At 66.6% G+C, this 14,403-nt stretch carries 12 protein-coding genes; 5 read left to right on the top strand and 7 right to left on the bottom strand.

Going from position 1 to position 14,403, the window contains the following annotated elements; translation table 11 throughout:
• Window positions 1-10: 10 nt before the first annotated feature.
• From AC3FJ6_RS06365 to gudD, 3 genes are all read right to left on the bottom strand, one after another.
• Window positions 11-694, bottom strand: coding sequence for a CsgG/HfaB family protein (locus tag AC3FJ6_RS06365; RefSeq protein ID WP_488771167.1), 684 nt, complete (start codon window positions 692-694; stop codon window positions 11-13).
• Between the two features lie 305 nt (window positions 695-999).
• Entirely contained in the window at window positions 1,000-2,028 is a 1,029-nt protein-coding gene (locus AC3FJ6_RS06360; RefSeq protein WP_488771166.1) for a Bug family tripartite tricarboxylate transporter substrate binding protein, read from the bottom strand.
• A gap of 64 nt (window positions 2,029-2,092) precedes the next feature.
• Window positions 2,093-3,469 carry a glucarate dehydratase gene (gene gudD / locus AC3FJ6_RS06355; RefSeq protein ID WP_488771164.1) on the bottom strand — a complete coding sequence of 459 codons (1,377 nt, stop codon included), beginning with the start codon at window positions 3,467-3,469 and terminating at the stop codon, window positions 2,093-2,095.
• A 277-nt stretch (window positions 3,470-3,746) separates the two neighbouring features.
• On the opposite strand from gudD, the gene AC3FJ6_RS06350 reads away from it, so the two are divergent.
• Window positions 3,747-4,496, top strand: coding sequence for a FadR/GntR family transcriptional regulator (locus AC3FJ6_RS06350; protein WP_488771163.1), 750 nt, complete (start codon window positions 3,747-3,749; stop codon window positions 4,494-4,496).
• Window positions 4,497-4,641: 145 nt separating this feature from the next.
• Window positions 4,642-6,219 (top strand): aldehyde dehydrogenase (NADP(+)), encoded by a 1,578-nt coding sequence (locus AC3FJ6_RS06345; RefSeq protein ID WP_488771162.1) that lies wholly within the window; start codon window positions 4,642-4,644, stop codon window positions 6,217-6,219.
• Between the two features lie 87 nt (window positions 6,220-6,306).
• On the opposite strand, the gene AC3FJ6_RS06340 is transcribed toward AC3FJ6_RS06345, so the two are convergent.
• Genes AC3FJ6_RS06340 through AC3FJ6_RS06325 form a run of 4 tightly spaced genes read right to left on the bottom strand, consistent with a single transcriptional unit; the run spans window position 6,307 to window position 9,851 of the window.
• Window positions 6,307-7,527, bottom strand: coding sequence for an osmoprotectant ABC transporter ATP-binding protein OsmV (locus AC3FJ6_RS06340; RefSeq protein WP_488771161.1), 1,221 nt, complete (start codon window positions 7,525-7,527; stop codon window positions 6,307-6,309).
• Window positions 7,524-8,174: an ABC transporter permease gene (locus tag AC3FJ6_RS06335; RefSeq protein WP_153947516.1), complete on the bottom strand. Its 651-nt coding sequence runs from the start codon at window positions 8,172-8,174 to the stop codon at window positions 7,524-7,526. Before AC3FJ6_RS06335 ends, AC3FJ6_RS06340 begins: the two co-directional genes overlap by 4 nt.
• Window positions 8,175-8,184: 10 nt before the next feature.
• Window positions 8,185-9,126 (bottom strand): glycine betaine ABC transporter substrate-binding protein, encoded by a 942-nt coding sequence (locus AC3FJ6_RS06330; protein ID WP_488771160.1) that lies wholly within the window; start codon window positions 9,124-9,126, stop codon window positions 8,185-8,187.
• Window positions 9,127-9,134: 8 nt separating this feature from the next.
• A complete protein-coding gene (locus AC3FJ6_RS06325; RefSeq protein WP_400393768.1) occupies window positions 9,135-9,851 on the bottom strand; it encodes an ABC transporter permease in 717 nt (238 codons plus the stop codon).
• 673 nt (window positions 9,852-10,524) lie between these two features.
• On the opposite strand from AC3FJ6_RS06325, the gene AC3FJ6_RS06320 reads away from it, so the two are divergent.
• The 3 genes from AC3FJ6_RS06320 to AC3FJ6_RS06310 all read left to right on the top strand — a co-directional run bounded on the left by AC3FJ6_RS06320 (window position 10,525) and on the right by AC3FJ6_RS06310 (window position 14,390).
• Window positions 10,525-11,433, top strand: coding sequence for a pirin family protein (locus tag AC3FJ6_RS06320; protein WP_488771158.1), 909 nt, complete (start codon window positions 10,525-10,527; stop codon window positions 11,431-11,433).
• A 301-nt stretch (window positions 11,434-11,734) separates the two neighbouring features.
• A complete protein-coding gene (locus AC3FJ6_RS06315; RefSeq protein WP_488771157.1) occupies window positions 11,735-13,303 on the top strand; it encodes an ABC transporter ATP-binding protein in 1,569 nt (522 codons plus the stop codon).
• A complete protein-coding gene (locus AC3FJ6_RS06310) occupies window positions 13,296-14,390 on the top strand; it encodes an ABC transporter permease (RefSeq protein WP_488771156.1) in 1,095 nt (364 codons plus the stop codon). The genes AC3FJ6_RS06315 and AC3FJ6_RS06310 overlap by 8 nt, the downstream gene beginning before the upstream one ends.
• Window positions 14,391-14,403: the final 13 nt, after the last annotated feature.

Raw genomic sequence — 14,403 nt, 5'->3', positions numbered from 1 at the left:
TGGTAACGACTTACTGCTGAACGGGCTTCCAGGCCCCGCTTTCGATCGCGTTCACCAGGTTGTTCACGGCTTCGCGCATGGCCAGGTCCATTACCTTGCCGTTGAGCGTCGAGTCGAAGCTCGCCGTTCCGCCAAAACCGATCACCTCGCGATTCGACAGCTTGTATTCCCCCGCGCCCTGCGTGGCGTACACGACTTCGGACGTGCTGATATTGACGATATTCAGGTTGACCTTCGCGTAGGCCACCTGCTCGCGGCCGCGGCCCAGGATGCCGAACAGCTGCACGTCGCCCACTTCCTTGCGGCCGAACTCGGTGATATCGCCGGTGACCACGAAATCGGCACCCTTGAGCTTCTGGGCCTGGTTCTTGATGGCGGCTTCGCGCTTGATCTCGTCGAGATTCTCGCGCTCCAGCACGTTGAAGCGGTTGGTCTGCTGCAGGTGCGTCACCAGGCTGGTCTTGGCCTGGCCGCTCAGGCGGTCGATACCGTCCGAGAACACACCGCGCATGTAGTTCGAGCGGTTATCGAACTTGCCCACCGCGATCGGTGTGCGCACGCCGTTGAACGGGCGGCTCGCGCTTTCCACCTTCTGCACCGGCAGGGCCGTCGACGTTTCGGTCGCGCAACCGGCCAGGCCCATGGCGGCCACGATCCCGGCCAGGCAGCAGCTCTTCAGATTCCTCACTTCCATTTCTCCAGATAGCGTCAAGGGTCGGCGATTTGCCGACCCGGCAACATGGACCAGCGGCCCAGATTCATCAATAGCAAAAGGGCGAAATACTACTGACACAGATCAAATTTGTCAGATTTTTGGCATGCCGCTGGCCTGGCACTGCCCAAATCGTTATCGGACATGTCCCGCGATTGTTGAGGCCGAGGCTGGGGTACCCCCACTTCAGGCGGGGCTTGGCGGCAATCCCTCGCCAGCCATCGGGCGCGCAAAGAAAAACCCCGCCATGCAGGCGGGGCCAATGTCCAGCAACTTCCGTGGAGGCATTACTCGGCGGTGATCCTGCCTTGCTCGATCACGGTCTTCCAGCGTTTGAGTTCCTGGTTCTCGAACTCCGCGAACTGTTCCGGCGTGTTGGCGACGACCTCGAAGCCCTGCTCGCTGAGCTTCTTCTGCATGCCAGGGTCCTTGAGCGCGCCGACGATGGCGCCGTGCAGGCGGGTTTTCACGTCAGCCGGGAGCCCCTTGGGCGCGGCCACGCCCTGCCACGAATACACATCCACGTCCTTGACGCCACCCTCGGTCATGGTCGGTACGTTCGGCAGCACCGACGACCGCTTGTCCGAGGTCACGGCGAGTGCCTTGAGCTTGCCGGTACGGATATGCTGCAGCACCGCGTTGATGTTCTGGAACGACACATCGACCTGGCCCGCCAGCAGGTCGGAGATGGCCGGCGCACCCCCCTTGTACGGGACGTGCAGGCCTTCGGTACCGCTCTTCTGCCAGAACAGCGCGGCGGTCAGGTGATCGGACGAGCCCGCACCCGAACTGGCAAACGACACCTTGCCGGGGTTCTTCTTCATGTAGGCCACCAGTTCCTGCAGCGACCTGGCCGGAAAGTTCGGGTTCGCCACCAGCACGTTCGGTGCGCGCACGGCCACCGTCAGCAGGTCGAAATCCTTGGCCGGGTCGTACTGCAGGTTCTTCTGGAGGAACGGATTCACCGCAAAAACGCCAATCGAGGCCACCAGCATCGTGTAGCCATCGGCCGGCGCACGCTTGACGAACGTGGCACCGATGGCGCCGGTGGCGCCCGGCCGGTTATCCACCACGAACGGCTGGCCGAGCTTCTCGTTGAGCGGCTGGGCCAGCAGGCGCGCGATGGTGTCGGTGGACCCGCCAGCCGGGAACGGCACCACGACCGAGACCGCACGTTGCGGCCAGGCGGTGCCCGAAGCCATGGCGGCGGTGCTGACCGTCATGCCGGCCGCCAGCGCAACGGCCACGCCGGCAAGGCGGCGCAGCCACGTGGAAGCGAAAGCCCCGCGCGGGGCGGCCGTGAAGGTGTACTTCATGTTGTTGTCTCCTGCTTTGAACGAAAGCTGTGCGGCTTCTCTGAATAGGTGGCCGATACGTCGATCAGCGCACCATGCAAGGCATCTTGTTGTTGAACTTCCAGTTGGGGATCAGGAACTGCATGGCGACGGCGTCGTCGCGCGCGCCCAGGCCCTTTTCCTGATAGAGCCGGTTGGCGCGCGCCAGCGCGTCCATGTCCAGTTCCACGCCCAGGCCCGGGGTCTTCGGCACCTGCACCAAGCCGCCTTCGATCTTCAGCGGATGGCGCGTCAGGTGTTCGCCGTCCTGCCAGATCCAGTGCGTATCGATGGCAGTGACACGGCCCGGCGCGGCGGCGGCCACGTGCGTGAACATCGCCAGCGAGATGTCGAAGTGGTTGTTCGAATGCGAGCCCCAGGTCAGGCCCCATTCCGAGCACATCTGCGCCACGCGCACCGAACCCTGCATGGTCCAGAAGTGCGGGTCGGCCAGCGGAATGTCCACCGACTGCAGGCGCACCGCATGCCCCATCTGGCGCCAGTCGGTGGCCACCATGTTGGTGGCGGTCGGCAGGCCGGTGGCGGCGCGGAATTCGGCCATGATCTCGCGGCCCGAATAGCCGTCCTCGGCGCCGCAGGGGTCTTCGGCGTAGGCCAGGATGCCGTGCTTGTCGCGGCACAGGCGGATCGCGTCCTTCAGCAGCCAGCCGCCGTTCGGGTCCAGCGTGACGCGGGCCTTGGGGAACCGCTCGTGCAGGGCGATGATCGCTTCCATTTCCTCGTCGCCGCTCAGCACGCCGCCCTTGAGCTTGAAGTCGTTGAAGCCGTATCGCTCATAGGCCGCTTCGGCCAGGCGCACCACGCCCTGGGCATCCATCGCCACTTCGTTGCGGATGCGGAACCACGCGTTGTCGGCGCCGGGTTCGGTGCGGTAGTCGAGCGTGGTCTTCCTGCGGTCGCCCACATAGAACAGGTAGCCCAGCATTTCCACGGCATCGCGTTGCTGGCCTTCGCCCAGCAGCGCGGCCACGGGCACCTGCAGGTGCTTGCCCAGCAGGTCCAGCAGCGCGGCTTCCAGCGCGGTGACGGCGTGGATGGTGATGCGCAGGTCGAACGTCTGCAGGCCGCGCCCGCCGGCATCGCGGCTGGCAAACTGTTCGCGCACCTTGTTCAGGATGGCCAGGTAATGGCCAATGCCCTGCCCCACCACGAGCGGGCGCGCGTCTTCCAGCGTCTGGCGGATGCTTTCGCCGCCGGGCACCTCGCCCACGCCGGTGTTGCCGGCGCTGTCCTTGAGGATCACGATGTTCCTGGTGAAGTACGGGCCATGCGCGCCCGACAGGTTCATCAGCATGCTGTCGTGGCCAGCCACGGGCACCACGGTCAGCTCGGTCACGACGGGCGTGACCGACGTTAGAGGCGTGGCGGGCAAGGCGCCCGGAGCTTGGGAAGTTGCGTTCATGTGGAGGGTCTCCGATTCCTGGTGTCTGGGCCGCCGGGTTCGCGCTTCCTCGTGGGTGTGCGGAAATGCGCCCTGCTGTCTGTTGCTCATACGCTAATATATTAGTCGACCTGTGCGGCGGCGCGGTCGTGCTGCCACAACGGGTTCGTGGCGGCAAGTTCCTGTGCGTTATCGGTCGTCGTATGACTTATGACGCAGTATAATGAGCCCGTACCTGCGCGGTCAACATTGCCGCCGTCAGGGTCATCCCCACAATGGTTCCAACACCTGCCCGCCCATGTCCAACGCTTCGATGACTTCGCCCGCTCCCCTGCGCCGCCGTGGCCGCACGCTTGCTGAAGAAGTAGTCGGCAACCTGACCGAGAGCATCCAGCAAGGCCAGCTCAAGCCGGGCGACAAGCTGCCGACCGAATCCGAAATCATGGCTACCCTCGGCGTGAGCCGCACCGTGGTGCGCGAAGCCCTGTCGCGCCTGCAGGCCAGCGGCCTGGTGGAAACGCGCCACGGCATCGGCACCTTCGTGCTGAACCGGCCCATCGAGACCCATTCGCCGTTCCGCATCGACCCATCGGCGATGGTCACGGCCATGGACGTGCTGGCCATGCTCGAATTCCGCGTGAGCCTGGAAGCCGAGGCTGCCAGCCTGGCCGCCACGCGCCGCAGCGATGACCAGCTGCGCGCCATGCGCCGCGCGCTGGACGACCTGAAGCGCAACGCCGCCGAGGGCAGCGACGCGGTGGGTTCGGATTTCGAATTCCACCTGTCGATTGCCCGCGCCACCGGCAACCGCTATTTCACCGACATCATGGGCCACCTGGGCACCATGGTGATCCCGCGCAGCCGGCTGCAGGTGAGCCAGCCCGAGCGCGAACAGTATCTGGAGCGCGTGAGCTTCGAGCACGAGAGCATTTTCGATGCGATCGAGCGACGTGATCCTGAAGCCGCCAAGGCGGCCATGCGCATGCACCTGACCAACAGCCGCGAACGCCTGCGCAAGGCGTCGGCGGCAGCCGGTTCCTCGACCTGAACCCCATGCGTCGCCTGGCCGCTTCCCCGGCAGGCGACGCGGTTGCGAGGCGCCCCGTGATGTCATATGATGTCTTACGACGATGCTTTGACAACGTGACGGTGTTCTGGCCGTCCTTTCCCAATTTCCCGCAGGACCCAAGATCATGACGATGACTGGCGAAATGCTGATCGGCGCCTCTGCCGTTCGCGGCACCGAATCCACCTTTTACGGCATCAATCCGGCCACGGGCGAAAGCCTCGAACCGGCCTACCAGGGCAGCACGTCGGCCGATGTGGACCGTGCCTGCGCGCTGGCCGAAGCCGCGTTCGACACCTATCGCGCCACGTCCCCCGAGCAGCGCGCCACGTTCCTGGAATCGATCGCCGCCGGGCTGGAAGCCTTGGGCGACGCCCTGATCCAGCGCGCGCATCTGGAAACCGCCCTGCCGATCGCCCGCCTGCAAGGGGAACGCGGCCGCACCGCCGGTCAGCTAAGGCTGTTCGCACGCGTGCTGCGCGATGGCCGCTGGCAAGATGCCACGCTCGACAGCGCCCTGCCCGAGCGCACCCCGCCGCGCCCCGACCTGCGCATGCAGCGCATCGCCGTCGGCCCGGTGGCCGTGTTTGGCGCCAGCAACTTCCCGCTGGCCTTTTCGGTGGCCGGTGGCGACACCGCCTCGGCGCTGGCCGCTGGCTGCCCGGTCGTTGCCAAGGCACACCCTGCACACCCGGGCACGTCGGAACTGGTGGGCCGCGTGATCCAGAAGGCCGTGGCCGATGCTGGCCTGCCCGAAGGCGTGTTCTCGCTGGTGCAAGGGGTGGGCAACGCCATCGGCACGGCGCTGGTGGCGCACCCGGTCATCCAGGCCGTGGGCTTCACGGGTTCGCGCGCCGGCGGCCTGGCCCTGATGAACGTGGCCAACAGCCGCCCGGTGCCGATCCCCGTCTATGCCGAAATGAGCAGCATCAACCCGGTGTACCTGCTGCCCGAGGCGCTGGCCGCCCGCGGGGAGCAAATTGCCCGTGACCTGGTCGATTCGCTGGTGATGGGCGTGGGCCAGTTCTGCACCAACCCCGGCCTGCTGCTGGCCATCGAAGGCCCGGCGCTGGAGACATTCCGCGCCGCGGCGCATGGCGCGCTGACCGGCAAGCCGGCCGCCACCATGCTGACCCCGGGCATCCACGCCGCCTTCGAGCGTGGCGTGGCCCAGCTGTCGGAAATCTCGGGCCTGACTCGCGCCGCCTGCGGCGTGGATGCCACGGGCCCGAACCAGGCCCGCCCGGTGTTCTTCGAAACGTCGGCCGACAAGTTCGTGGCCGACCACCGCATGCATGCCGAAGTGTTCGGCCCGTCCACCGTACTGGTGGTCTGCAAGGACGCCGACGCGCTGGTGGATGTCACCCGCATCCTCGAAGGCCAGCTGACTGCCACGGTCCAGGCCGATGCCGGCGACCATGCCGTTGCCGCCAGGCTGCTGCCGGCCCTGGAGCGCAAGGTGGGCCGTATCCTGTTCAACGGCTTCCCGACCGGCGTGGAAGTGTGCTTTGCGATGGTTCACGGCGGCCCGTTCCCGGCCACCTCGGACACGCGCACCACGTCGGTGGGCACCACGGCGCTGGACCGCTTCCTGCGTCCGGTCTGCTACCAGAACTTCCCGGCCGCCCTGCTGCCGGACGCGCTGAAGGACGGCAATCCGCTGAACGTGTGGCGCCTGAAGGACGGCGAGCTGGGCCACGCGTGATCGGTTTTGCTGGATGAATGAAAAACGGCCGCTCGTCACAGAGCGGCCGTTTTTTATGGTGTCGCGGGGGATGCGCTTGCCAGCCGTTCAAGCCGCAACACGATCCTTCTGCGGCGCCACTACCGGCGCCGGCCCGATCGTCGTCACCGGCGAACTGGCGGGCGGCTGGATCACCGGCGCGGTGCCGCGCGAGCGGCCCGAGCTCAGGTAGTCGGCAATCGATTCCTGCGTGACTTCGCCCAGGTAGACGCCGTCCCCGTCGATCACCGGCAGCCAGCTCGTGTTGTGCTGGTACATGCGAGACAGCACGATGCGCAGGTGCTCGTCGAATGCGGCCGTGGTGGTGAACGGGCGCATCACGTCCGCGCACTGGCCGCCCTTGGCCAGCGCGTTGCGCACGTCGCGGCGCGTCACGTAGCCCAGCGCCCGCTGGGCGTCGTCCACCACGGGCAGGTGGCGCACGTCGGCATCGTCCATCACACCGAACGCTTCGGCCAGCGTCATGTCGGGGCGGCAGCTTGGCGGCAGCGTGGCCGCGTCGCCGGCGCGCACCAGCAGCAGGCGCTTGAGCGTGTTGTCGTGGCCCACGAAGGCCTGCACGAAGTCGTCGGCCGGATGGGCCAGCAGCGCGTCGGGATGGTCGAACTGCACCAGCCGGCCGGCGCGGAACACGGCCACCTTGTCACCCAGCTTGATGGCCTCGTCGATATCGTGCGACACCATGATCACGGTCTTGCCCAGCTGGCGCTGCATCTGGAAGAACTCGTTCTGGATGCTCTCGCGGTTGATCGGATCCACCGCGCCGAACGGCTCGTCCATCAGCAGCACGGGCGCATCGGCGGCCAGCGCGCGAATCACGCCGATCCGCTGCTGTTGCCCGCCGGACAGCTCGCGCGGATAGCGTTTGAGCATCTTGTCCGGGTCCAGCTGCACCATGCGGATCAGCTCGCGCGCCCGTTCGCGGCATTGCTTCTTGTTCCAGCCCAGCAGGCGCGGCACGACCATGATGTTCTCTTCGATGGTCATGTTCGGGAACAGGCCGATCTGCTGGATCACGTAGCCGATCTTGCGGCGCAGCGTGACGCCGTCGATGCCGGTGGTGTCCTCGCCGTCGATGCGCACGGTGCCCGACGTCGGCTGGATCAGCCGGTTGATCATCTTCAGCGTGGTGGTCTTGCCGCAGCCTGACGGGCCCAGGAACACGCAGATCTCGCCGCGCGGCACGGTCATGCTGACCTCGTTGACGGCGCGCACTTCGGTGCCGTCCTTCTGCGGGAAGGCCTTGGTGAGTTTGTCGAGTTCGATCATTGTCGGATTCCTTTCGGTGTCAGGGCACGCTGCAGGCTTTGCAGCGCGACGTCGGCCACGATGGCGAGCAGGCTCACGAGAACGGCGCCCACGGCAAGCTTGCTCATGTTGCTCTGGCTGATGGCCTGCAGGATCAGCACGCCCAGGCCACCGGCGCCGATGATGGCGGCAATGGTGGCCACGCCAATATTCATGACCACCGCCGTGCGCACGCCGCCCAGGATCACGGGCACGGCCAGCGGCAGGTCCACCAGGCGCATGCGCTGCCACGTGGTCATGCCGATGCCGCGCCCCGCTTCCTGGATGCCGTCATCGATATGGGTCAGCGCGGTGTACGTGTTGCGCATGATCGGCAGCAGCGAGTACAGGAACACCGCCGTCACGGCCGGCACGTAGCCCAGCGCGTGGCCGAAGCGCGCGAAGATCGGGATCATCAGCCCGAACAGCGCGATCGACGGCAGCGTCAGCACCACGGTGGCCAGCGCCAGCAACGGCGTGGCCAGGAAACGGTGGCGGGTGATCAGGATGCCCAGCGGCACCCCGATGACGATGGCCATGCCCACCGCCGAGCCCACCAGCGCGAGATGCTCGCCGGTGAGCCGCAGCAGCGTCGGCCAGCTATGGTGAAGGTAAGTCAGCAGATCCATGCGGCGCTCCTCAGATCAGGCCGTGGGTGCGCAGGAAGTCGCCTGCCACCTTGTCCACGGGTTGCTGGTCGATGTCGACCTTGTAGTTCATGTCGGTCATCGCCGCGTTGTCGAGCTTTGCTGCCAGCGCGTTGAGCAGCCCGCCCAGTTGCGGATGCGCGTCGAGCACGGCGCGGCGCACCACGGGCACCGCGTTGTACGGCGGGAAGTAATGCAGGTCGTCCTCCAGCAGTACGAGGTCGAAGCCCTTCACGCGGCCGTCGGTCGTGTAGACCAGTCCCAGGTCCACCTGGTTGTTCTTGAGCGCGGTGTAGACCAGGCCCGGATCGAGCTGGATCACGTCCTTGCGCGTGAACGGCAGCTTGTACGCGGCCTTCAGCGGCTCCAGGCCGTCGGGGCGCGCGGCGAATTCCATGTCCACGGCCAGCGGATGCTTCGTGCTCTCGCCCTCGGCGCGCATTTTTGCGGCATAGGCCGACAGCGTGCGGATATCGCCGGCGCGCTCCTTCGGCATGGCGAATGCGTAGGTGTTGTTGACCTGCGAGGCATCGAGCCAGACCAGGCCCTTCGCGGCATCGAGCGTCTTCACGCGCTTGTAGCTTTCCGGGCCGTCGAGCTTTTCCTCGACCTTGTTGAACACGATCAGCGCGGTGCCGGTGTAATCCCACACCACGTCGAGCTGGCCCGATTCCAGCGCCTGGCGCATCAGCGTGCTGCCCAGCCCCGAGGTCAGCGTCGTGTCGATGCCCTTGGCCTTCAGGTACTGGGTGGTCATCGACGACAGGATCAGCTGCTCGGTGAAGTTCTTGCCGCCCACCCGCACCGGGCCCGCGCCTTCCTGCGCGCGCGCCGGGGCCGTGGTCAGCAGCAGCACGGCCAGCGCGATGCCGATGGCGGCGGCCAGCCAGAACACGCGGCCTTCCACCAGACGATTCACGGATTTGGATTTCATACGATTCCTCACTGCGCCAGACCGCGGCGACGCAGGTAGATCTGGCCGGCGGCGGCGAACAGCGCGTCCAGCACCAGGGCCAGCAACGCGGTAGCGGCGGCGCCCAGCAACAGCAACGGCTGGTTGTTCAGGTAGATGCCCGGGAAAATCAGTTCGCCCAGGCTGTTCGCGCCGATCAGGAACGACAGCGGCACGGTGCCCACATTTATCACCAGGCTGATGCGCACGCCGGCCAGGATCACGGGCAGCGCGTTGGGCAGTTCCACACGCACCAGGCGCTGGCACGGCGTCATGCCGATGCCCCGCGCGGCTTCCTTCAGGGCGGGCGACACGGTGCGCAGCCCTTCGTAGGTGTTGCGCACGATCGGCAGCAGCGAGGCCAGCCACAGTGCCAGGATCGCCGGACGCTCGCCGATGCCCAGCACGGCCAGCGCCAGGGCCAGCACCGCCAGCGACGGCACGGTATTGCCGATGTTGAAGACCTGCATGAGCCGGTCGGCCCAGCGGCGCATGCACGGGCGGCTCAGCGCGATGCCGGCCGGCACGCCGGTCAGCAGGGCCAGTGCCATCGAGATCGCCACCAGGCGCAGATGGTCGGCCACGTCGTAGAACAGGCGGTCCTGGTACTGGTGGATGACGTCAACGCCGATCCACGCGACCAGTCCGGCCAGCGCAACGGCAACGACGCCCCCCCAGGCCAACGCCCGGATGGTTCGTTTTGACATATTTCCCCTCTCCAACCCCGGTGCGGCCAACCATGCCAATGCCAATGCAAATGCATGAATCACCACATCCCGGATGCGGAAAACAAAAGGGCCAGCGGAAATGTCGATGGGGTGCCCGCCGGGGCCCTGGTTCAGATTGCCTTGCCGCCATGACCGGCACGATTGCCAGCGGACGGACTATTGGGTGCGGCACCGGCCTGGAGACCGGCGAAACACCCGATTGATGGGGTCCAGGCATGAAGCCCAAACCCGCAGGAGCGGCGCAACCCGGAAAGGTTGGCCAGTGGCGGCGATTGATGCCCGACAGATGTCGTGTCGGTATGGCGCCGCCGGTCAATCGGCCGTTGCCAGACAACGGATTGCGGGGTTCGGGGTGCAGCCCCGACCACAGCAATTTTTGGCAACGGATGACAAAGAGACCGCTATTCTACACAACTTCTGCGATCCTGTCATCTTCACCGTTTCCGTCTCCGAAATAACCGGGTTTCGCGCGAAATTTCCGAACCCAGCTTCGTTGCATTCATGCGATCGATCGATGCCTCTCCGTTCCATCAGCGGAACAATCTGTTGCCTGTCGGCCCTCTACCGCTTTCTGGCCAAACCCTTACATTGAGGGGGTAGACACGACGGCCGGAAGCCAGGGTTTCCAGGCCGTCCCAACCGGAGATTTCACATGACCACCCGTATCGCCACCGTTCCGGCCACCGCCACGGAAACCGTGCAGCGTTCGCGCGCCGTGGATCGCGTGGTTCGCGGCATCGCCACGTCCGACGGCGCCGGCGTGAAGCTGACCCGCGTGCTGACGCAGAACCTGCAACGCCGGCTCGACCCGTTCCTGATGCTCGACGCCTTTGGCACCGACAACAAGGACGACTACATCGGCGGCTTCCCCGATCACCCGCACCGCGGCTTCGAGACCATCACCTATATGCTGGCCGGCCGCATGCGCCATCGCGACAGCGCCGGCCACGAAGGCCTGCTGGAAAACGGCGGCGCGCAGTGGATGGTGGCCGGCTCCGGCGTCGTGCACTCGGAATTGCCGGAGCAGGAAGACGGCCGGATGGAAGGCTTCCAGCTGTGGCTGAACCTGCCGGCGGCGGACAAGATGACCACGCCCTGGTATCGCGACATGCCGGCGGCGGCAATTCCAACCGTGGCACTGCCGTCGGGCGGCACGGTGCGCGTGCTGGCCGGTGCCTCGCATGGCGTGGCCGGTGCCGTGACGCGTCCGGTCACCGAACCGCTGTACCTGGACGTGCATCTGCCGGCTGGCCAGTCGTTCACGCAGGCCCTGCCGGCCGGGCATAACGCGTTTGTCTACGTCTATCGCGGCGCCGTGACGATCGGCGACGCGGTGGTGGAAGCGCAGCGCATGGGCGTGCTGGACAACGCGGGCGGGTCCGACGGCGTGGTGGTCACCGCGAACGAGGACACCCGCTTCCTGCTGATCGCGGGCCAGCCGCTGAACGAGCCCATCGCGCAGTACGGCCCGTTCGTGATGAACACGCAGGACCAGATCTACCAGACCCTGGCCGATTTCCGAGACGGCCGGTTTGCGACGATCCCCGCCAGCGCCGCCTGACACGCGCAACTGATCCGGGTCAACCCTGACCGCCGCCCTCCCTAGCCGGCAGCGCGGCGGTTTTTCTTTGCGGCTGTGGCCGGCACGCGACTTGCAACCTCCCGGTACCCGTTGTGGGGCATGGCTGGAGGGCCAAAGTGGTCCGCCCAGCCCCCACGCACTTATATAATCCACCCCAAATTCCGGGCATCACGCAATCATGATGATGACGACCTGCCTCGCGGCGATGCTGCGCCACGCACAGCCGTCGTCACGTGCTTAAAAACAGAACGTTGCTGCCACAACAATTCGAGCCGCCTCAGTGACATCACAATCCCCCCCCAGGCTGGCGCTTGCGCATATCACCAAGCGTTATCCCGGCGTGACCGCCAACGACGACGTCAGCCTGACGGTCGCGCCCGGCGAGATCCACGCCGTCCTTGGCGAAAACGGCGCCGGCAAGTCCACCTTGATGAAGATCATTTTTGGCGCGGTACGTCCCGACGCCGGCGAGATGCACTTCAATGGGGCGCCGGTTTCCATCGCCAGCCCCCACGACGCCCGCAACCTGGGCATCGCCATGGTGTTCCAGCATTTTTCGCTGTTCGACACGCTGACCGTGGCCGAGAACATCGCACTGGGCCTGTCGCCCGCCGATGCCGGCAATATGAAGCAGCTATCGGAACGCATCCGCGCCACGGCCGAGCGGTATGGTCTGCCGCTGGAACCGCAACGCCACGTGCATACCCTGTCCGTGGGCGAGCGCCAGCGCGTGGAGATCGTGCGCGCGCTGCTGGCCAACCCGCAGTTGCTGATCCTGGACGAACCCACCTCGGTGCTGACGCCGCAGGCCGTGGAAACGCTGTTTGTCACGCTGCGCCAGCTGGCGTCCGAAGGCACCAGCATCCTCTATATCAGCCACAAACTGGACGAAATCCGAGCTCTCTGCCACCACGCCACCGTGATGCGCATGGGCCGGGTGACCGGCAATTGCGACCCGCGCCAGCAAAGCGCGGCCGAGCTGTCGCGGCTGATGATCGGTGGCGAACCGCCGCGCGAAGCGCGTGTGGCCACCCAGCGCGGCGCGGTGAAGCTGTCGGTGCGCAACCTGTCGATGCCGCGCGCCCACCAGTTCGCCACGGAACTGCAACACATTGCACTGGACGTGCACGCCGGCGAAATCGTCGGCATCGCGGGGGTATCGGGCAATGGCCAGCAGGAGCTGCTGGCTGCGCTGTCCGGCGAGGATGCGCGCACGGCCGGCGCAGCCATCGATCTGGACGGCAAGCCCGTGGGCCGGCTCGATGCCCGCGGCCGCCGCCGTGCGGGGCTGGCGTTCGTGCCCGAGGAACGGCTCGGCCGTGGCGCGGTGCCAGGCATGAGCCTGGCGTCGAATGTGTGGCTGTCGCACCAGACGCCGCCCTACGTGCAGGGCGGCATGGTGTCGCCCAGGGCAGCCGAAGGCCTGGCCGCCAGCATCATCAGCCGGTTCCGCGTCAAGGCCAGCGGGCCTGCGGCACTGGCGCGCAGCCTGTCGGGCGGCAATCTGCAGAAGTTCATCGTCGGCCGCGAGATCGAGGCCGGCCCGAAGGTGCTGATCGTGGCGCAGCCCACGTGGGGTGTGGATGTCGGCGCGGCCGCGCAGATCCACAACGAGATCCTGTCGCTGAAGGCCGCCGGGTGCGCGGTGCTGGTGGTATCCGAAGAACTCGACGAACTGTTCGCCATCTGCGACCGCCTGCACGTGATCGCCAAGGGCCAGCTGTCGCCGTCGATCCCCGTGGATATCGCCACGCGCGAGCAGGTGGGCCTGTGGATGAGCGGGCTGTGGGAAGGCGGGCCGGCCAGCCGGCGCGACAACGCCGACGTGGAGGTGCCGAGCCATGGCTAAAGTGCTATCTCCCGTTGTGCTGGCCCCGCGCGGCGTGCCGTCGCGCCCGATGGCCTATGCCTCGCCCGTGTTCGCGCTGGTGCTGACGCTGCTGTTCGGCGCCCTGCTGTTCGTGGCGCTGGGCAAGGACCCGGTGGCGGGCCTCAAGGTATTCCTGGTCGATCCGCTCAAGGACACGCGCGCGATTGGCGAGGTGCTGCTCAAGACCGTGCCGCTGGTGCTGTGTGCGCTCGGGCTTTCGGTCTGCTATCGCGCCAACGTCTGGAATATCGGCGCCGATGGCCAGCTGATTGCCGGGGGCATCCTGGCCGGCGCCACGGTGCTCTGGTTCGATACGCCCGGCAGCACGTGGAGCGGCCCGGTGGTGCTGGTGCTGGCCGCGCTGGCCGGCTGCGTCGGCGGCATGTTGTGGGCATCGCTGACGGCGCTGCTCAAGGACCGCTGCAATGCCAACGAGATCCTGGTGTCGCTGATGCTGACCTATATCGCCCAGCAGTTGCTGCTGTGGGTGGTCAACGGTCCGCTGAAGGACCCCAACGGCATGAACTTCCCGCAGTCGAAGGTGTTTTCGTCGATGTTCCTGCTGCCCAACCTGCTGCCCGGTTCGCGCCTGCACATGGGCTTTGCCGTGATGCTGGTGCTGGTGGTCGTCATGACCGTGTTCGTGTTCCGCAGCTTTGCCGGCTACCGCCTGCAGGTGGGCGGCACCGCGCCGCTGGCCGCTCGCTATGCCGGGTTCTCGTCGCGCAGCGCGCTGTGGACGGCGTTGATGATCTCGGGCGCCTTCGCGGGCCTGGCCGGCGCGTTCGAGGTGACCGGCCCGATCGGGCAGCTGCTGCCGTCGATCTCGCCCGGCTATGGCTTTACCGCGATCATCGTGGCCTTCGTGGGGCGGCTGCATCCGGTGGGCGCCGTGTTCGGCGGCATCGTGATGTCGCTGTTCTATATCGGCGGCGAAATGGCGCAGTCCCGGCTGGGCCTGCCGTCGGCGCTGGGCTGGGTCTTCCAGGGCATGCTGCTGTTCTTCCTGCTGGCCTGCGACACACTGATCGACAACCACCTGCGCTGGCGCGCGCGTGCCGCCTGATCCGGAGCTGACA

The organism is Cupriavidus sp. 94F1, assembly GCF_057798875.1.
Note: the sequence above shows the minus strand (reverse complement) of the source record. Positions and strands in the feature narration are given on the sequence as shown.